This window comes from Providencia lanzhouensis (assembly GCF_050469745.1).
In the GTDB taxonomy this organism is placed as follows: domain Bacteria; phylum Pseudomonadota; class Gammaproteobacteria; order Enterobacterales; family Enterobacteriaceae; genus Providencia; species Providencia lanzhouensis.
In genome coordinates, this window is sequence record NZ_CP174123.1 from 911,941 (window position 1) to 931,044 (window position 19,104).

Genomic DNA, 19,104 nt, shown 5'->3' on the forward strand with positions numbered 1-19,104 from the left:
TTCGCCAACACCAGTTTTATTTACTTTGTGCCAACTTTATGAAATCTCTAATTAATAGCATCTTAGCGCTATTCCTCGTGAAGATGCTTTCCCTTTCTGCTGTGGCAGATGTGATTGAATTAAAAAACTTATTAAAAGATTCACTCGATAATGCCCCAGAAGTCCAAGAGGCTTATGCCAATTATCAAGCGGCACAAAGCAACGTTAGTGCAGCGGAAGCTGGGCATTACCCAGTCGTCAGTTTAATGGGAACTCAGCCTCTTGCGCAGCAACACAAATACGAAAGTAACGCGATGGAATCGGGGTTTCACCTTGGTACCAAAGCGACCATGAACATTTATGCTTGGGGTGGAATTGAAGCGGGTGTAGACCGCGAACAGTCCAAGCAAAGTTACTATGAAAACCAATATATTCTTTCTCAAGAAGATATTAGCGTGCGCATCAGCCAGCTTTATTTGCAGGTTTTACGCCACAAAGAAACCCTTGATGTGATTGATGAAAACCTCGTTCGTCATCACCAAATTGAAAAGCAACTGACCTCGATTGTTCAGCATGACTCTGGTCGAATGAGCGAATTAACGCAAGTGAAAGCGCGTACCTTAAAAGTGGAAATGAGCCGCGCTGAAACAGAAAGAAACCTGAATTTAGCCCTGAGCCAATTATCGATTTTGACTCAGCGCCAGCTAACTGTTGACCAATTTGTTGACCCATTCAGAGCCACGACTAGCGGTGCGATTTTAGCCAAATTTCAAGAAGATAATCTAGAAAATAACCCAAGCTATAAAGCCCAAGTGGCCGATGCTCAAAGCCTTGATGCTGAAGTTAAAGTCGCCAGCGCCATGAGAAAGCCAGCACTGAATTTAGAAGTTAATGCGACACCAGATAATAGCGAAGTTTTCTTACGTGTTTCTTGGAATATTTTCGACCAAGCGAGCTATTACAGCCAAGCACAGAAAGAGTACGCCCTGTCCGCAGCCAATGAACGTATTAAAAAAACATTCCGTGAAATCAAAGAAATGAGCCAATCTGCGGCGATCAATATGGCGCAAAGTGAAAAACAAGGAAATATAGCCAAAGCCTATATCGCAGAGCAAAAAGTGGTGATCAGCAACTATGAAAAGCAATTTACGATCAACCGCCGCACTTTGATTGATTTGCTTGATGCGTATAACGAGCTAGCAAGTATTCAAACCAGCGCTGTTATCTTACAAAACGACTTCCGTGACGCGACACTCAATTACCTCAGTGTGCAGGCAAAAATGTCTGCATGGATGAACCAAGAATTGGCTTCCAGATAAATTATGAACATTATTAATAACCTATCTTTAGTTACTAAGCGTTTGGGTTATACCCTTTCACCAGAAATTTTATTAGCACAAACTAAACGCACGGAATCGAAATCTTTTGATTATGCCTCGCTGGCGAGTGTGTTGAACTCACACCAATTTGATAACCAGATCATTGAAATCGATCTGCATAAGATCCCGACGATTGCGGCGCCATTTCTGGTGCTATTAGCAAACAATGAATCGGTAGTGATCAGCAAAATTGAAGATGGCGAACATGGGCGTCATTTTGAGATCTTAACGGAAGAAGGTTTACGTCAAACATTAAGTGTGAAAGATCTGGCAGCGAACTACAGCGGTTACAGCTGGTTTATTAAACGCAATATTCGCTCGGAAACTCGTTCAGAAATCGATAAATACGAAACTAGCGGTTTCTGGAAAGTGATTTGGCGTTATAAAAAATATTACTACCAAGTGATCGTCGCATCATTTGTGATCAACTTATTAGCGTTAATCAGTTCCCTGTATGTGATGAACGTGTATGACCGAGTGATCCCAAACCAAGCTTACGAAACTTTATGGGTACTGACCATCGGTGTTGTGCTGGCAATTGGTTTTGAGTTTCTCGCCAAAATGTTGCGATCTTATCTATTAGATATCGCAGGGAAAAAAGCGGACATTGTGATCAGCGCGATGCTCTTCCACCGCGTGATGGGGATCCGCCTTGATAAGCGCCCAGCCTCATCGGGATCGTATGCGAACAACTTACGTGACTTCGAATCCATTCGTGAATTTATGACCAGCGCGAGTTTATTAGCCCTCGTCGATCTGCCGTTTATTTTGCTGTTTATCGGCGTAATCAGCATGATTGGTGGCTACCTAGCATTAGTGCCACTGACGATTATCCCGATTGTAGTGATCGCAGGTCTTTTGATTCAAAAGCCACTGGCGAAAGGGATCAACGCCTCAATGAAAGAAACATCTCAACGCCAAGGCTTAGCGGTGGAATCCATTGAAGGGATCGAAACCTTAAAGCTGAATAATGCGGTGAATTGGGCGCAACAACGCTGGGAAATGCTTACAGAGAAAACGGCATTTTCATCCATCGCCGTGCGCAATCTAACCAATTTTATGGTCAATTTCAGTGCGGCGATGCAGCAGCTCAATACCGTCGGTTTAGTGTGCTTGGGAACTTACCTGATCCATGCGAATGATGTGAACTCGCGTATTACGATGGGGGCGCTGATCGCCAGCGTGATCTTATCTGGTCGAGCATTAGCGCCACTGGGACAAATTGCGGGTCTGGCAACACGTTTCCAATCAGCGCGTATGGCATTAGCCGGCGTACGAAATATCTTTAGCCGTCCTATCGAGCGTGAAGATCATAAAAAATACATTTCACCAACTGCAGTTCACGGGGCATTACAACTGGCGAATGTGACTTATCAATATAGTAAAGATGGGCAGCCTGCATTAAACAACATTAATTTAGAGATCAAAGCGGGAGAGAAAGTCGCGATCCTCGGCAAAATCGGTGGTGGGAAAAGTACATTACTTAAATTACTCACCGGGCTATATGAACAGCAGCAAGGGAATATTAGCTTAGATGATCTCGATATTCGCCAAATTGACCCGATTTTCCTCAGAAGCAAAGTCGGTATGCTGACGCAAAAGCCGCGTTTATTCTTCGGAACCTTACGTGAAAACTTGGATTTAGCACGTCTTGATGGCTACTCCAGCGATGACGATTTAGTGCGTGCGCTCAAACGCTTCCAGCTCGATAAAATTATTCGTCAGCATCCAGCAGGGCTTGATATGCCCCTTGGTGAAGATGGTTTAGGGCTTTCAGGTGGACAAAAACAGATGGTGGCACTGGCACAGTTAACCCTGCATAACCCAAATGTGGTGTTACTGGATGAGCCAACCACGGGAATTGATGTGGATACTGAAAAATTGGTGCTCGATGCGCTAGAGGCGTGGACGAAAGATAAAACGCTGATTGTCGTTACCCACAAGTTACCAATTTTACGTTTAGTTGACCGCATTATCGTGATGGATGAAGGCAAAATCTTAATTGATGGGCCGAAGCAGAAAGTCTTAAAAGCGTTAGGACAAACGGAGCAAGCCACTGGCACAGTTACCACAGATAAACCTGCTCCACAGTCTGCGCCGCAAGTGCGAGTCGTTTCACAGGTTAGACGCGTAATTAATAAAGAAGAAGGGGCGATTTAAAATGGATCAATATGGTAAAGCGCCAAAAGAGCATCGCACTTTTTCCAGTGACTTTTCTCATGATCTAGAATCCGTGATGAGAAAAGAGCGCAGTAACTTACTGTTTTTGCCTATTATCTTTCTGGCGTTGTTACTGACGATTTTTGTGGTCTGGGCGTATAACAGCCACTTAGAAGAGATCATTCGTGGGCAAGGAACCATTATTCCAAGTAGCCGTGAGCAAGTCATTCAAAGTATCGACCCTGGCAATATTCAAGAGATGTACGTTAAGGAAGGGGATATTGTTGAAAAAGGGCAGATTTTGCTGAAGCTGGATGATGCGCGAAGTATGGCATTATTGCGTGAAAGCCAAGCTCGAGTACAAAACCTTGAAGCCATCTCAGCGCGGTTGCAGGGAGAATCTCGCAACGAAGTTCCTGATTTTTCAAAGATAACGGATCAAGACTTAGTAGAGCGTGAAACCAATGCTTATAACGCGAAAAAAATGCAGCGTGATCAAGCTATTGCAGGCTTACGTCAAAGCAAAGGATTATTAGACCGAGAAATCGCTATTACCAAACCGCTGGCGAAAGAAGGGTTAGTTTCCAATGTGGAAATTCTGCGTATGGAAAGACAGTCCGTTGAGTTAGCGACGCAAATTAATGAACGCATGAATAACTACCTTGCGGAAGCAAACGCTGAGTTGGTGAAAGTGGAATCGGAGCTGGATCAAGCGGAAGAGACCATGAGTATGCGTGAAGATCCTGTCACTCGCTCGGAGATACGCGCGCCCGTTCATGGCATCGTAAAAAATATTAAGATCAATACCATCGGTGGCGTCGTGAATACAGGGCAAGACATCCTTGAAATTATTCCCCTCGATGACAAATTGATGGTGGAAGCTTATATTCGTCCGCAAGACGTGGCTTTCTTAAGACCGGGAATGCCGGTGGTCGTTAAAGTCACTGCTTATGATTACGCGATTTATGGGGGCTTAAATGGAGTGGTGAAATTAATCAGCCCAGATACCTTAAGTAATGATACGCGTCGTAGTGAGTTAAAGCTTAATCCCGATGAGACGTTCTACCGAATTCTTGTCGAAACAGATACCAATTACTTGTTAGACAAAAATAACCATAAAATGGAAATCATTCCGGGTATGGTGGCATCAGTGGATATCAAAACGGGTGAGAAAAGCGTCTTTGATTACCTGATTAAGCCTATCACACGGATGAAACAGGCGATGACAGAGCGTTAATCGCGATAAAAAAATCAAAAAGAAAGCAATGTGAAAACAAGGGCGCAAAAATGAGCGCCCTTGTTGTTTTGTGCGGGTTTACCAGTGAAAAATTTGCCAAATATCACTAATATTGCGGCTAATTACGCAAGATGCATAAATCACCTTGATCCTAAGTGGTGAACTCAGGTTTAATAAGGTCAGGCAATTGCGCAAAACGAAGAACTCAAAGGGATATTTTGCGCAATGGAAAGGATTCAGCTTGACGGTTGCGATAAAGATCCGCAGTCTGCTGTCATATTGTTTCAAATAATTGCTGTATGGATGAAATTGCGCTAGTTTCGTAGGGTCTCATCGCCAAACTTCAAGTTGTGGGTAGGTCTAATAAGCTTTTATGCACCTGCGGCTCGAATTATTGAGGCTAACTCTATAAACCGCAATGATTCCCTATTGCGTTGTGAATATTGGTTTAAGTACGTTCTATCCTACTTGGAGTATACTAATGACGACTCGTAAAACCCTTGCTAATGCTATCCGCTTTCTAAGTATGGATGCGGTTCAAAAAGCAAAATCAGGGCACCCTGGCGCACCAATGGGCATGGCTGATATTGCTGAAGTTCTTTGGCGCAACCATATGAATCATAACCCAGCAGATCCACATTGGGCTAACCGCGACCGCTTCGTACTGTCTAACGGTCACGGTTCAATGCTGATTTACAGCTTGCTGCACCTGACCGGTTATGACTTATCTATTGATGAGTTAAAGAACTTCCGTCAATTACATTCTAAAACCCCGGGTCACCCAGAATATGGTTATACGCCAGGTGTTGAAACCACTACCGGTCCTTTAGGTCAAGGTATTGCAAACGCAGTGGGTTTTGCGATTGCAGAACGTACTTTAGCGGCACAATTTAACCGCCCAGGTCATGACGTTGTCGACCACCACACTTATGTGTTCATGGGTGATGGTTGTATGATGGAAGGTATCTCCCACGAAGTCTGTTCATTAGCGGGTACCCTGAAATTAAATAAACTGGTCGCATTCTACGATGACAACGGCATCTCTATCGATGGTGAAGTCGAAGGTTGGTTTACTGATGATACCGCAGCACGTTTCGAAGCATACGGCTGGCACGTTATCCGTGACATCGATGGTCACGATGCAGATCAAATCAACGCTGCAGTGAACGAAGCTCACAAACAATCAGACAAACCAACGCTGATTATGTGCAAAACCGTTATCGGTTTTGGTTCACCAAACAAAGCAGGTACCGAAGCGGTTCACGGCGCACCTTTAGGTGATGCAGAAATCGCAGCAACTCGTGAAGCACTGGGCTGGAAATTCGGTCCATTCGAAATCCCAGCAGATATCTACCAAGCTTGGGATGCGCGTGAAGCCGGTAAAGAAAAACAGCATTCTTGGAATGAAAAATTTGCGGCATACGCAAAAGCATACCCAGAATTAGCGAAAGAATTCGAACGTCGTATGGCGGGTGAACTGCCAGCGAACTTTGATGCAGAAGCGAAAAAATTCGTTGAAAACCTGCAACAAAACCCTGCGAACATCGCAAGCCGTAAAGCATCTCAAAACGCATTAGAAGCATTTGGTAAAGTATTACCAGAATTCATGGGCGGTTCTGCGGACTTAGCGCCAAGTAACTTAACCATGTGGTCAGGTTCTAAACCTCTGAACGAAGACAAAGCGGGTAACTACATCCATTACGGTGTTCGTGAATTCGGTATGTCCGCTATCATGAACGGTATCGCTCTGCACGGCGGTTTCATCCCTTACGGCGCAACATTCTTAATGTTCGTTGAATACGCACGTAACGCAGTACGTATGGCAGCGCTGATGAAAATTCGCAGCATCTTCGTTTACACTCATGACTCTATCGGTCTGGGTGAAGATGGTCCAACGCACCAACCAGTAGAACAGCTGGCGAGTCTGCGTGTGACACCAAACATGAGCACATGGCGTCCATGTGACCAAGTAGAATCTGCGGTTGCATGGAAATATGCCATTGAGCGTAAAGATGGTCCAAGCGCACTGATTTTCTCTCGTCAAAACCTAGAACAGCAACCTCGTACCGCTGAGCAATTAGCAAATATCGAGAAAGGCGCTTATATCCTGAAAGATTGCGCAGGCACGCCTGAGCTGATCTTTATTGCAACCGGTTCTGAAGTTGAATTAGCGGTGAAAGCGGCTGACCAACTGACTGCGGAAGGTCGTAAAGTTCGCGTTGTTTCTATGCCTTCTACAGATGCATTCGACAAGCAAGATGCGGCTTATCGTGAAGCCGTTCTGCCTGCAAACGTCAGTGCTCGTGTGGCTATCGAAGCGGGTATCGCAGATTACTGGTTCAAATACACTGGTCTGAATGGCGCTATCATCGGTATGCACTCATTCGGTGAATCAGCACCAGCTGATCAGCTCTACAAAGAGTTTGGCATTACGGTTGAAAACGCCGTTAAAGCTGCAAAATCTCTGCTGAAATAATTCATTTAATTGTTTGAGGTGTGTTCCGAATAAACGGTCGCGCCTCTGAAAATAAAGTGAATTAACCTAATTTACGCCTCAATATCAAGTTTGGTATTGAGGCGTTGTTTTTTTGTGCACCGTTTCTTGTTTTTCTATTGCGTTCTCTAAATATATCCCTTAATCTAAAACTTGATAAGCTGAACCGTTTCAGTTGCATTTGAAATAATGTAAATAAATTTTAAAAATGTCGAGTGAAGCACACTTTTGATGTTTGACAGTTAAAATGAGCAGTAGAGTTGGTGGTAGTCAGTTATCCTTAGCAACCGTGTGATTTTGCTCAGATACAAGGTGTAGAATGGCAATCAGGGTAGCAATAAACGGCTTCGGTCGAATTGGTCGAAGTGTTCTCAGAGCGTTATATGAATCAGGTCGCCGGGCAGAAATTGTCGTTGTTGCGGTCAATGAATTAGCGGAACCTGAAGGTATCGCTCATTTGCTGAAATATGATTCAAGTCACGGACGCTTTGCGTGGGATGTTCGCCTTAATGGCGACCAGCTACAAGTTGGAGATGACAGTATGCGTCTTTTCCATCAAGCGGATATCAGCAAGCTACCTTGGAAAGAGCTCGGTGTGGATGTGGTATTAGATTGCACGGGTGTTTACGGCTCTCGCGAAGATGGGTTAAAGCATCTGCAAGCCGGCGCGAAAAAAGTGCTTTTTTCCCATCCAGGAACCGATGATCTCGATGCGACCATTGTGTATGGTGTTAACCATGACAGCCTACAAAGAAGCGATAACATCGTTTCCAATGCATCTTGTACCACCAACTGTATTATTCCAGTCATCAAAGTGTTGGATGATGCATTTGGTATCGAGTCAGGCACAGTCACCACCATTCATGCATCCATGAATGATCAACCCGTGATTGACGCTTACCATAAAGATTTACGCAGAACGCGCGCAGCGAGCCAATCGATTATTCCTGTTGATACCAAATTAGCAGCGGGGATCACTCGAATTTTTCCAAAATTCCAAGGCAGCTTTGAAGCGATTTCTGTACGCGTTCCAACCACTAATGTCACCGCCATTGACTTAAGTGTCACTGTAGATGCGGATGTTTGTGTTGATAAAGTTAACAAGCTATTACAGAGCGCCGCGCACGGGCATTTTCGTGGTATAGTAGACTATACTGAACTACCGTTAGTCTCGATGGATTTTAATCATGATCCGCACAGCGCGATTATTGATGGCACGCAAACACGAGTTAGCGGCAAGAACTTAATCAAAACCCTGGTTTGGTGTGATAACGAATGGGGGTTTGCTAACCGGATGCTAGATACAACCCTAGCGATGGCAGCAACAGGTTTAAACTAATTGGCGCCTGACAGACAGCGGGGCACAATAGGTAAATACACTATTGACCTCCTCGCACAGTCGCTAATGAAAACTTTATAGAGAATCAACAAGAGGATTCACCATGTCTGTAATTAAGATGACCGATTTGGACTTAGCGGGTAAACGCGTTTTCATTCGTTCGGACCTAAACGTTCCTGTTAAAGACGGTAAAGTTACTTCAGATGCACGTATCCGTGCTTCATTACCAACAATTGAATTAGCGCTGAAACAAGGTGCTAAAGTCATGGTTACTTCCCACCTCGGTCGTCCGACGGAAGGTGAGTACAATGAAGAGTTTTCACTGCAACCTGTTGTTGACTATCTGGCAGAAAAATTAGACAACCCAGTTCGTTTAGTTAAAGACTACCTGAACGGTGTTGATATCGCTGCTGGCGAATTAGTTGTTTTAGAAAACGTGCGCTTTAACAAAGGCGAGAAGAAAGACGACGAAACGCTGTCTAAACAGTATGCAGCACTGTGTGATGTCTACGTTATGGATGCATTCGGTACGGCTCACCGTGCTCAAGCGTCAACGCACGGCGTGGCTAAATTCTCACCAGTTGCGTGTGCAGGCCCGCTGTTAAGCAACGAATTAGAAGCATTAGGCAAAGCGTTAGGTAACCCAGCGCGCCCAATGGTTGCTATCGTAGGCGGTTCTAAAGTTTCCACTAAACTGACGGTATTAGATTCCCTGTCTAAAATCGCTGACCAACTGATTGTGGGTGGTGGTATCGCGAATACTTTCATCGCAGCAGAAGGCAACAATGTGGGTCGTTCACTGTATGAAGCGGACCTGATCCCAGAAGCGAAAAAATTACTGGCTAACTGCCAAATCCCAGTGCCAACTGATGTTCGCGTGGCTACCGAGTTCTCAGAAACTGCTGAAGCAACACTGAAAGCAAGTAACGCTATCAAAGATGATGAGCAAATTCTGGACTTAGGTGATGAATCCGCAGAACGTCTGGCTGAAATTCTGAAAAATGCGAAAACCATTCTTTGGAACGGCCCTGTGGGCGTATTCGAATTCCCTAACTTCCGTAAGGGAACAGAAATCGTTGCTCGTGCTATCGCAGACAGTGACGCTTTCTCAATCGCTGGTGGTGGTGACACCCTAGCGGCGATCGATTTATTCGGTATCGCTGATAAGATTTCATACATTTCTACCGGTGGCGGTGCTTTCCTTGAATTCGTTGAAGGTAAAAAGCTCCCAGCCGTTGTGATGCTAGAAGAACGTGCTAAAGCGTAATTAATTTGTTCATACACAACAGGCAGCGTAGGCTGCCTGTTCACCACAGGACCTTTTCACATGTCTAAAATTTTTGATTTTGTTAAACCAGGTGTTATCACTGGTGATGATGTACAGAAAGTTTTCGCGGTTGCCAAAGAAAATAACTTTGCATTGCCAGCTGTGAACTGTGTTGGTACTGATTCAATTAACGCCGTACTTGAAGCGGCAGCTAAAGTACGCGCTCCGGTTATTGTTCAGTTCTCTAACGGTGGTGCTGCATTTATCGCAGGTAAAGGCCTGAAAGCTGAAGGGCAACAAGCAGCTATCTTAGGTGCAATTTCAGGTGCACACCACGTACACCAAATGGCAGAGCACTACGGTGTGCCAGTGATTCTGCACACTGACCACTGTGCGAAGAAATTACTGCCATGGATTGACGGTCTGTTAGATGCGGGTGAAAAACACTACGCGAAAACGGGTAAACCACTGTTCTCTTCTCACATGATTGACCTGTCAGAAGAATCTCTGGAAGAAAACATTGCAATCTGTTCTAAATATTTAGAGCGCATGGCGAAAATCGACATGACTCTGGAAATCGAATTAGGTTGTACTGGTGGTGAAGAAGATGGTGTTGATAACACTGGCATGGACAGCTCAGCGCTGTACACCCAACCAGAAGACGTGGCTTACGCTTACGAAAAACTGAACGCTATCAGCCCACGTTTCACTATCGCGGCTTCTTTTGGTAACGTACACGGTGTTTATAAACCAGGTAACGTACAATTAACGCCAAAAATTCTGCGTAATTCCCAAGACTACGTGTCTGAGAAATTTAACCTGCCACACAACAGCTTAGATTTCGTTTTCCACGGTGGTTCCGGCTCAAGCGCTGCTGAAATCAAAGAAGCAGTAAGCTACGGTGTTATCAAAATGAACATCGATACCGATACTCAGTGGGCAACATGGGATGGTATTTTACAGTATTACAAAGCGAAAGAAGGCTACCTGCAATCTCAGTTAGGTAACCCAGAAGGCGATGATAAGCCAAACAAAAAATACTACGATCCACGTGTGTGGTTGCGTAAAGCACAAGACTCAATGGTTGTTCGTTTAGAGCAAGCATTCAAAGAACTGAACTGCGTAGATGTTCTGTAATTTACGAGTTTAACTTGTGAATAAATCATCCCCCAGCAGGGTAACTTGCTGGGGGATTTTTTATGTTTTCACTAAGGAGTCTGTAACTTACCGTATTGATTGCGAGCGCCTTGCATTTCTTGTAATCTTCGCGTGCTTTAAATACTCCGAAATGCCCTATAAGGTAATACAAATGACTGAACATAAATCTAAAGACCCATTACATGGGGTTACACTTGAAATGCAGGTAACAGAATTAGTTAACCATTATGGCTGGGCAAAATTAGGCAACATTATCAAAATCAACTGCTTCAACAAAGATCCCAGTATAAAATCAAGCTTAAAATTCCTACGAAGAACGCCATGGGCGCGGGCTGAAGTTGAAGCGCTCTATCTTGATATGCTAGAAGACGATTCAATGGATAATGCCAACTCATCTTCTGATGATCCGTGGGGAAATCACCGTATTTAATATCTCGATCACAATGCGCCTCTAATTGCGGGATAATATATTAGTATTTATTTTTCTAATTATTGAATTAACAGGTTCTAGCAATGTAGAAATATCCGTCTAGGTTGCTTTTAGGAATGAAAATGCCCCCTAAAAATAGACTTAGAGGGCATGATTATGTCGCGATCAAATAAGGTTTTCGGCGATATAAATACAACAGCATTACAGATTAATCGGTACTGTTACCGAAGAATTTCTACGTTCTAAAAAGTAATTTAAATCACATTGAAGCACATTGGCAAAAATACATAATCGGTGGATTGTAAAATTTTGAGTTCCACGTTCATAGCGAGAGATCTGCTGTTGGCTTAAGCCCGTTTTTTTACCAAGAATACTGGCACTCCAGCCCAATAATAGTCGGCGTTTACGGACTTTTGCACCAATATCTGTATTGGAGATTTGATTGTCATAGAGAGTCATTATGCTGTCCTCGTTTATCTTTTAATTTTCTCATTATGCAAATGAAAAAATATTGGTGTGAAAGAAAGATTGACCATTAAATAAATTTAATCCAATAATAAAAACGATGAGGCCAATAATAAAAGTGCTAAAACTAAACAATAAAGAAAGATGTTTATTAATATAGAAACTGGATTGTTCTCTCAGTGGGAATGAAGCATCTGAAAATGATAAAAACAATATAATCATTCCCCAATGTAATACTGATTGTAAAAATGGGTGTTCTAAATTGCTATTAATAACCACAGGTGTTAATGCTAATACCAAGGATATTGAATAACCGTTCCCGTTTTTTTTATATTTAATAATTGACTGATAAATAACATATATACCCCCCGTTATTATTAATGACATAAAAATAAGGTTGATAAACCCACCAGTCATAATCCAACGCAATATCTCATTATAAATATGAGGGACAATATAATTTTCAGAACTTAAAAATGGGAGCTGATTTTTCTCCATGCTCGCATTAATAATTAAAGGTTGTTCCCAAACTTCAGCTGGTGGGTAGATAAACAGTGAAATGGAAAACCGTAACATCTGCTTAAGGTGAAAGCGGTTGATTATCTCACTGTCGATATACTTTGGGCATAGCTGAATAAGGTAAACTCCAATAAATACAGCGACGGCAATAATGAAATAGCTGACACTGACCCTTACTTTATTCTTTTGATAAAACAAACAGATAAAGATAAATGCGCAAACTGCAAAACTCAATGTTGTGGTGATGGATTGCAGAACAATCAGCGTCACCGTAAACAAGAAAATACAGAAACTTAATAGTGTTATGCGGCATTTTTCTTGGATGAGTGATGCGAGTTTAAATTGCGATAACACAAGGGTCATCAACGAAAACATACAGCTCATCGCCATGTTAACCGATAAAATGGTAATTTGTTGTGTCAAACCATATGACCGCATATCTGTTGCAAAATAAAAAATACTGGTTTCAAAAAAGTACTGATAAATAGTAAATAAACACTGAATAACATTAATAGCGATAAAACAATAAATACAGAAAGATTGAATTAGCCACTTCTCTCGTATTTGCAGTCCAACAATATACAGTATGACTCCTGCGCTAATACCAGACCAATACCAAAATATAACATTATGACTTTCTTTTAGATAAAAAAGATTGATGCTTAATATGGCTAGCGCTAAACAAAAACACATTGCAGGAATCGTAATGAAAATCCGATTTTTTCTATAAAATACGGTAAATGCAATGATGGAAATAATTAATGCAATCGCTAACCAGCTAATAATATTTTGTGGCAGCGATTGCCTTAAGCTACCTAAATTATCAATGTAAATTATGCTGGCGAGATTCCAAATAATAAAAATACTAATAAATACAGCACGAGAAAGCATAATCATAAAATTTATACTGCATGTTAATTATAAATAAGTTGCAATTAACCACGCATTACCAGTGTATTTTCCTGGCTCAGCATCTAATCCATAAAGGTGGCTTTCGATTTCAATATTTTTCACTTTATCAATGGTGGTTTCGATAGTTTTACCGCGTAGGTTATTCTCTGCATCGTACAGTGATAACTCAGAGTAAATCGTGTTATTACCTGATTTCAGCGGCACACGCTTTTGTGGATCGTTATCCATAACGTAATCTAAGGCGAATTTTACTCTAACCCCCTGACTTCTATCACATTGATAGGTTGCAGTACGGGTTTGTTTACTATCAAATTCAATGGCATCCAGTGTATTGTGATTGATATTTAAGTTATCAATATTGGATTTACAGTTTGATGGGTAGTTAATCACCGACTGAGTTAAATCCAGTTTTACACTCGCTTTATCCGCTGGAACAAACACATCAGGTGTACCCGGATATTGGAACATTCGGGTATAGCCCGCAATCATTGCTGGTGGAATAACAACTTTGCCATCAATGGGAATATCTTTCACATAAATACGTACTTCAAATGGGAATTGAACGGTGAAGAATCCTGCGTCTAATGGCCCCATTTCTTCGGAAGAACACCCACGTCCAGAAATGTTTTTCCAACCCTGAGTAATTCCATTGTCTGAATACAGTGTGAAATAAGTATTCGCATTAATTTTATAAGCGGTTAGCCCCTTAATGCTAAAGCCAGCCTCTGGCATATAAGCAAAAACACGATGAAAGGCATAGTTCCATGCCAGTCCGTTTTGGTAGTTACCCGCTAAAAAATTCACAGTGCAATAGACAGTACCGTAGGGCTGTGATGAACTTTCATTAATCACAATACCCTCTTTATTTGGCGGAGCGACGGAGTAGTATTTCTCGCCATTGCTTCCAATTGTCGGAGTGCTCGCGATGACCGAGTTATTGGAGACAAGATTCATTCTATAACCCCCACCACTGGACGAGTAGCGAGTTAACCCATGAGACACTTGGCTATATAGAAACAGTGACATCAGCATGGTCATTAATGAAATTAGCGAAGTTTTAGATGTTTTTTTCATTGTCGTTACCTAACTTTAGAGATAATCAATCATCACTGACAGTGCCGCACTAAACGGGCCGACTTCAAGTGTTTCAGGCACTTGATTCGTAACTAATTGTGACTGTAAGGTCAATGTGGCGGTGTCACCACTCACTGACGGGAAGATGGGCTCCCATTTCAGTAGATTGATAGCGGTATTTCTATTGGCTTGGGAAAAGCGGATCCCTAATCCTTGGATCGTGGTGCTTAATACCGTTTCGTTATTAATCGTGAGGGTCGAACCCTCTTTAGGGGATAAATAAATTCGTAAATTTTTACGCAGATCGCACTGTTTAATTAGGATCCCAAAGTTTTGCTTTTCTTCTGTTATGCGATCTAATGCGACATTTTGAAAATTCACATACAGCTCTTTATCACCATTTTCATTGGTGATCACACAGGATGGACGCACTAATGTGGTTTCCAACGTAATTAAAATATCAGCCAGTGAAAAGCTGCTCATTAGCAGGCAAATCGCCCCTAAAAAACCGGATATTTTCATCTGCATTCTCCTACTGGTAGTCCAGATTGAAAGTGACTAAGGATGAGAAACTCCCTGTTTTGAGCCGTCCGTTAAAGGGCTTTTGTGCATATACCCCAAATTGCAGTGGGTTAATGGAGCCTTTTCCCGATTCCGTGACGGTACTGATATCAATCGGGGTATTAAATTTCAAAGGTTGAGCATTCTTGCCATCAGTTAACGCCAGTAACACATTGGACTCGCCGGTTGTTTTCAAATAGGTGACGCCATTGTGAGTTTCAGTATCTTGAGTATTTAGCGTAATTTTGATGGTCTTATTTAATGCCGCGGTTGAGCAATCGACGATATCCAACTGAAAAGGTTGAACATCAGAACGCCCCAGATTTTCAAGTTCAGAAAAGCGCAGACCTGATAAGTAAATCGTTTTCTTCGTGTCATCGTCGGATAAGCGACAACCGATAGGCACCAGTGTCCCTTCAAAATAGACGGATAGACTATTTGCCAAGCTGCCGTAGCTGGTAAATAACAAGCTACTCATGCCAACCATAAGTGCGAATGTTTTAGTCATAAATCATCTCCAAACGGCGTGCTGAGCTTTCGGCTGGAAGTAAAAAAGTCATACTTTTATTTGTCTGCGGCTTTGAAAAAACATATTGCTGACCCGCAAATTTCAACGTGAATGGTGCCCACGTTTGGTTATAAGTGCGGGTGACACAATGGGCATAACTCACAGTAAATTGATAAACAGGTTCATTGACATGATTGACCGCTCTCGTCATCGTTACATTAGGCTGGCAAGGTGTTATGAGAAAACGCGCATGAACATAAACAGTGCCTGTTGTTTCCAATAATGAGGGTTGCGATGGCGTTTCTGCCAATACAGGCATGGCGAACATGAGCGATAACCCAAAGTGATACAGTTTCATGTTGATATTCCTGTTTATCCGTTACGTCTATGGTGTGACTGTGCACTGCGATGCTTGGCACTTAAACGCCAGTGATGGCTTTCCACCATAATCATTGATATAGGTGAGATATGGCGTCGCAAATTTCGCTGATTTTAGGTTATGGGTTGATTTCGGTGGCACCATAACAGCATCAAAATCACTCTGCTCAGACTGCTTCTGGCTGTTACCAATGCCGATAACGGTCAGATAAAAACTTGTTGGGTTATTTAGCTGATAACCATTGGCTGTTGGGGTTAGTGTTACCTGTTTTGCCCACTCTTTTTTGCTATCCGCCACAATTGCTTCTGGGCGATAAAACAGTTTTACACGGCTTTGTAGGGCGATTTGTAGAACACCTGCTTCCGTTGATTTTGGCGGGATCTCACGCAAGTTATAGTAAAACAGAGACTCTCTATCCTGAGGTAACTTACTGATATCTGGCGCAGTGCTTAAACGAACTAAGCTAGTGGATTTTGGCTCCATACGCTGAATCGGTGGCGTCGCGATAATCGGGCCAGCTTCCAATTTTTTCTCTGACGCATCTTCTAACCATGATTGTGCTAGGTAAGGCAGCTCGGGGTTATCATTGCGAATAGTGATGTTAATAGACTGCTGATCACCATCAAAAATAATACGAGTACGATCCAATGTAACTGCGGCGTAAGTGGCGCCCATTGCACCGATAGAGGTCAATAAGACACTGGTGCGAAGTAAATTAAAAAGATTTGATTTCATTTAAATTGTTTCCTAATGACAAATTAATACAGGGTAGCTTTCTGCACTGTTTTTAAACTCAGTGACTTGCGTGCTGCATTGCAATTTATTTCCCCAGTAAAGGTTAAGCAGGTCATTTGGCATCACGCCGACAATCCATGTGATCCCTTGCTCACCCACAATGCCGAGCTCAATGTTATTTTTATTACGCACACTGGCGCCAAAAGGTGGGTAAGTACCGTCTGCCAGTTTTAAACGGGCAAAGGTTTTTTCCCCTTGAATAACATTAAGGCTGCGATAACCGATGGCTCCACGAGTTAATGTGGCTTCGGTAACACTCTCTAACGCTTCGATATTGTTCGGTAATTTACTGGTATTAATTGATGCTGTTGTTTTGCGATAGCTACTCACGTTAGGGAGCACGGTTAAGCCAAAGCGGTTAGTTTTATAAACACCGCCGTTTAATGGCACGTTGCTCGCTCCCGGTGTTTCAACGACTAAGCGCGTTCCACCATAAGCTGCCTGATGCAGCGCAATTCCCTCTTTGACCAATGTGATCCCTCCGTTAATTGACCCACCAACGGTGTGGTACTCGTTGGGAACATAACTGGCATTGGCCGATAGTGATGCCGTTGGGAAGTTCTGGCTCAAATAACCACTGAAACTGGTTTGTGAGTCTTGATACTGTCCCGTTTGGTAACCTACGTTCAGGTTATAACTACGCTGATCGTTGTAGCCGCTATAGCCCACGTTATGGGTTGAAGAACGGCGCCCATTTTGGTCACGTGTATAACCCTCAGAGAAACTCATGCTGCTGCCCATTGTGAGGGGAACAGTGACATACAACGTAATGGCATCATCCTGATATCCCGCTCTTTTGGAGCGTGTCGCAGAAGCAGTTAAGCTGATATTTTTTAACCCTAAATAGGCAATATTGAAGGCGGTGTTGATATAGGCCCCAAATTGCTCTTCCGTTTGGCTATTCCAATACGTGTTGTATTGGTAGTTTCCACCCAGTGAGAACGCATCAAAATATTTATTAATATTGACCTGATAGCTCTCTTTGTGTGCTTGAGTTTCAATCCCTGTACGGCGTTCGTCCAACGTTTGTTGCAATGAACGATAGGTTTCATCCGAGAATCGATAGCCTGCGAAGGTAATGTCGGTTCTCGCCTCATCAAACGATTTTGAGTAACTTAAACGGTAACTGCGTCCTGTTAAGGTATTGCTGAGTAACTTTGCATGGGACTGCGTTATATCAAATGACAAGCTCCCGAAGGTAAATAAGTCACGCCCAAAACCAGCTGAAAATGCTTGGTAGTTTTTGGATAAAATCGACCCACCATAAATAGACCAAATATTATTAAGTCCATAAGAAAGCTCGCCCGATGCGGTCATATCCCCTTCAAGGTGACGCCCATCGTAACGAGGTTTACCGACGGCAAACTTATAGCGAACTTGTCCAGGACGTGTTAAATAAGGCAGCGCCGCTGTAGTAATGCTGAACTTTTGTTCTTCGCCATTTTCTTCACGCACCGTGACATCTAAGGTTCCACGGATTGAGCTATCCAATGTTTGGATCTGGAATGGACCAGCGGGAACCGTAGTTTCCAAAACAATTCGGTCATGGCTTTTGACGATGACCGTGGCGTTAGTCTGAGCTATCCCGATGATCTCAGGGGCGTATCCCGTTAGTTTCGGTGGCAGCATGTTTTCATCGGTCTCTAGTGATAGACCCGTGAACTGCCAGGAATCAAAAATAGCCGAGTAGAAATAGTTTTCCCCCAACGTTAGAACCGAGGCGATATTCGCTAATGAGCGATAAGCATATAAACGGCTGAATATGGCATCGCTATATTCATTGTTATAGTTACCCGATGATTTACGGTAGTTTGCTTGGTAATCCCCACGTAAACGCCACGCACCGAGATTTAACCCTGTAGTTCCGTTCGCAGATAAATAGGATTCTTTTGTTCCGCTATCTCGGCGGGTAAAGGAGCCCGTCAAGGTGTAGTCGAGTAAAAAGCCGTTAATACCGTCTTCCCAGCGAGAAGGTGGCACCCAGCTAGGGTCGGTATATTCCAAATAACTTTGCGGGATCAAAATCGTCAGTGTTAACGTGGATAAATCCACGCTCATGGTACTGCCTTCAAGCGCAGACAAATCGATACACTGATCGTTATCGCGATATTTAATTAAGCGAATAGCTTCTGGTTTTAAGCCGAGTTGATCCGTAATAGCTGCCGGAACACAAACAACGCTAAATAATGAATCTTCAGCAGACGTTGGCGCACCTACAGTAATATCGCGGGCATTACCCAAACGTTCATTATTGACTTTAATCGTTAGATGATAATTTCCAGGCATAACAAATCCGGCCTGAGAAAACTGGCTAAAGTCAATATTCTGAGTATCTTTGGTATCAAGCATATCTGTATTAAATTCAACAGAAAAGGCAACAGTAGGAATACTAGATAAGCAAGATATAATAATTAACTGGTGAAAAATATTAAATTTAGCCATAGTGTT

16 protein-coding genes are annotated in these 19,104 nt (G+C 42.8%); 8 read left to right on the plus strand and 8 right to left on the minus strand.

What is annotated here, in order from left to right; genetic code table 11:
• Window positions 1-38: 38 nt before the first annotated feature.
• The 8 genes from ACIH2S_RS04100 to ACIH2S_RS04135 all read left to right on the plus strand — a co-directional run bounded on the left by ACIH2S_RS04100 (window position 39) and on the right by ACIH2S_RS04135 (window position 11,443).
• The gene (locus tag ACIH2S_RS04100) at window positions 39-1,298 is read left to right on the plus strand and encodes a TolC family protein (protein WP_108479492.1); all 1,260 of its coding nucleotides are present in this window, start codon (window positions 39-41) and stop codon (window positions 1,296-1,298) included.
• A 3-nt stretch (window positions 1,299-1,301) separates the two neighbouring features.
• Window positions 1,302-3,518: a type I secretion system permease/ATPase gene (locus ACIH2S_RS04105; protein WP_154609947.1), complete on the plus strand. Its 2,217-nt coding sequence runs from the start codon at window positions 1,302-1,304 to the stop codon at window positions 3,516-3,518.
• 1 nt (window position 3,519) lies between these two features.
• On the plus strand, window positions 3,520-4,755 hold the full coding sequence (locus ACIH2S_RS04110; RefSeq protein WP_036953962.1) for an HlyD family efflux transporter periplasmic adaptor subunit: 1,236 nt from the start codon (window positions 3,520-3,522) through the stop codon (window positions 4,753-4,755).
• A gap of 481 nt (window positions 4,756-5,236) precedes the next feature.
• On the plus strand, window positions 5,237-7,231 hold the full coding sequence (gene tkt, locus ACIH2S_RS04115) for a transketolase (protein WP_108479489.1): 1,995 nt from the start codon (window positions 5,237-5,239) through the stop codon (window positions 7,229-7,231).
• A gap of 337 nt (window positions 7,232-7,568) precedes the next feature.
• A complete protein-coding gene (gene epd / locus ACIH2S_RS04120) occupies window positions 7,569-8,588 on the plus strand; it encodes an erythrose-4-phosphate dehydrogenase (RefSeq protein ID WP_036953966.1) in 1,020 nt (339 codons plus the stop codon).
• Between the two features lie 103 nt (window positions 8,589-8,691).
• Entirely contained in the window at window positions 8,692-9,855 is a 1,164-nt protein-coding gene (pgk, locus tag ACIH2S_RS04125; protein ID WP_036953968.1) for a phosphoglycerate kinase, read from the plus strand.
• A gap of 60 nt (window positions 9,856-9,915) precedes the next feature.
• A complete protein-coding gene (fbaA, locus tag ACIH2S_RS04130; RefSeq protein WP_006657248.1) occupies window positions 9,916-10,992 on the plus strand; it encodes a class II fructose-bisphosphate aldolase in 1,077 nt (358 codons plus the stop codon).
• A 172-nt stretch (window positions 10,993-11,164) separates the two neighbouring features.
• Window positions 11,165-11,443: a VF530 family DNA-binding protein gene (locus tag ACIH2S_RS04135; protein ID WP_036953971.1), complete on the plus strand. Its 279-nt coding sequence runs from the start codon at window positions 11,165-11,167 to the stop codon at window positions 11,441-11,443.
• A 201-nt stretch (window positions 11,444-11,644) separates the two neighbouring features.
• Here the strand turns inward: ACIH2S_RS04135 and ACIH2S_RS04140 are convergent, their stop codons facing one another.
• The 8 genes from ACIH2S_RS04140 to ACIH2S_RS04175 are packed head-to-tail and all read right to left on the minus strand — an operon-like array spanning window position 11,645 to window position 19,098.
• The gene (locus ACIH2S_RS04140; protein WP_036953973.1) at window positions 11,645-11,902 is read right to left on the minus strand and encodes a helix-turn-helix domain-containing protein; all 258 of its coding nucleotides are present in this window, start codon (window positions 11,900-11,902) and stop codon (window positions 11,645-11,647) included.
• 33 nt (window positions 11,903-11,935) lie between these two features.
• A complete protein-coding gene (locus tag ACIH2S_RS04145) occupies window positions 11,936-13,324 on the minus strand; it encodes an O-antigen polymerase (protein WP_108479487.1) in 1,389 nt (462 codons plus the stop codon).
• 21 nt (window positions 13,325-13,345) lie between these two features.
• A complete protein-coding gene (locus ACIH2S_RS04150) occupies window positions 13,346-14,413 on the minus strand; it encodes a hypothetical protein (protein WP_036953976.1) in 1,068 nt (355 codons plus the stop codon).
• Between the two features lie 15 nt (window positions 14,414-14,428).
• The gene (locus tag ACIH2S_RS04155; protein WP_036953978.1) at window positions 14,429-14,935 is read right to left on the minus strand and encodes a fimbrial protein; all 507 of its coding nucleotides are present in this window, start codon (window positions 14,933-14,935) and stop codon (window positions 14,429-14,431) included.
• A 10-nt stretch (window positions 14,936-14,945) separates the two neighbouring features.
• Window positions 14,946-15,482, minus strand: a complete 537-nt coding sequence (locus ACIH2S_RS04160) for a fimbrial protein (RefSeq protein WP_349487991.1) — start codon at window positions 15,480-15,482, stop codon at window positions 14,946-14,948.
• Complete coding sequence (locus ACIH2S_RS04165; RefSeq protein WP_036953982.1) at window positions 15,475-15,840, minus strand: hypothetical protein; 366 nt, start codon at window positions 15,838-15,840, stop codon at window positions 15,475-15,477. The genes ACIH2S_RS04160 and ACIH2S_RS04165 overlap by 8 nt, the downstream gene beginning before the upstream one ends.
• A 27-nt stretch (window positions 15,841-15,867) precedes the next feature.
• A complete protein-coding gene (locus tag ACIH2S_RS04170; protein ID WP_036953984.1) occupies window positions 15,868-16,596 on the minus strand; it encodes a fimbrial biogenesis chaperone in 729 nt (242 codons plus the stop codon).
• A 12-nt stretch (window positions 16,597-16,608) separates the two neighbouring features.
• Window positions 16,609-19,098: a fimbria/pilus outer membrane usher protein gene (locus ACIH2S_RS04175; RefSeq protein ID WP_036953986.1), complete on the minus strand. Its 2,490-nt coding sequence runs from the start codon at window positions 19,096-19,098 to the stop codon at window positions 16,609-16,611.
• Window positions 19,099-19,104: the final 6 nt, after the last annotated feature.

Bases quoted from the DNA above. Each gene is read 5' to 3' on its own strand.
- ACIH2S_RS04175 (WP_036953986.1), bottom strand. From the start codon at position 19,098: ATGGCTAAATTTAATATTTTTCACCAGTTAATTATTATATCTTGCTTA.
- ACIH2S_RS04110 (WP_036953962.1), top strand. From the start codon at position 3,520: ATGGATCAATATGGTAAAGCGCCAAAAGAGCATCGCACTTTTTCCAGT.
- tkt (WP_108479489.1), top strand. From the start codon at position 5,237: ATGACGACTCGTAAAACCCTTGCTAATGCTATCCGCTTTCTAAGTATG.
- ACIH2S_RS04165 (WP_036953982.1), bottom strand. From the start codon at position 15,840: ATGAAACTGTATCACTTTGGGTTATCGCTCATGTTCGCCATGCCTGTA.
- ACIH2S_RS04145 (WP_108479487.1), bottom strand. From the start codon at position 13,324: ATGATTATGCTTTCTCGTGCTGTATTTATTAGTATTTTTATTATTTGG.
- pgk (WP_036953968.1), top strand. From the start codon at position 8,692: ATGTCTGTAATTAAGATGACCGATTTGGACTTAGCGGGTAAACGCGTT.
- ACIH2S_RS04150 (WP_036953976.1), bottom strand. From the start codon at position 14,413: ATGAAAAAAACATCTAAAACTTCGCTAATTTCATTAATGACCATGCTG.
- ACIH2S_RS04160 (WP_349487991.1), bottom strand. From the start codon at position 15,482: ATGACTAAAACATTCGCACTTATGGTTGGCATGAGTAGCTTGTTATTT.
- ACIH2S_RS04170 (WP_036953984.1), bottom strand. From the start codon at position 16,596: ATGAAATCAAATCTTTTTAATTTACTTCGCACCAGTGTCTTATTGACC.
- ACIH2S_RS04105 (WP_154609947.1), top strand. From the start codon at position 1,302: ATGAACATTATTAATAACCTATCTTTAGTTACTAAGCGTTTGGGTTAT.
- ACIH2S_RS04100 (WP_108479492.1), top strand. From the start codon at position 39: ATGAAATCTCTAATTAATAGCATCTTAGCGCTATTCCTCGTGAAGATG.
- epd (WP_036953966.1), top strand. From the start codon at position 7,569: ATGGCAATCAGGGTAGCAATAAACGGCTTCGGTCGAATTGGTCGAAGT.
- ACIH2S_RS04140 (WP_036953973.1), bottom strand. From the start codon at position 11,902: ATGACTCTCTATGACAATCAAATCTCCAATACAGATATTGGTGCAAAA.
- ACIH2S_RS04155 (WP_036953978.1), bottom strand. From the start codon at position 14,935: ATGAAAATATCCGGTTTTTTAGGGGCGATTTGCCTGCTAATGAGCAGC.
- ACIH2S_RS04135 (WP_036953971.1), top strand. From the start codon at position 11,165: ATGACTGAACATAAATCTAAAGACCCATTACATGGGGTTACACTTGAA.
- fbaA (WP_006657248.1), top strand. From the start codon at position 9,916: ATGTCTAAAATTTTTGATTTTGTTAAACCAGGTGTTATCACTGGTGAT.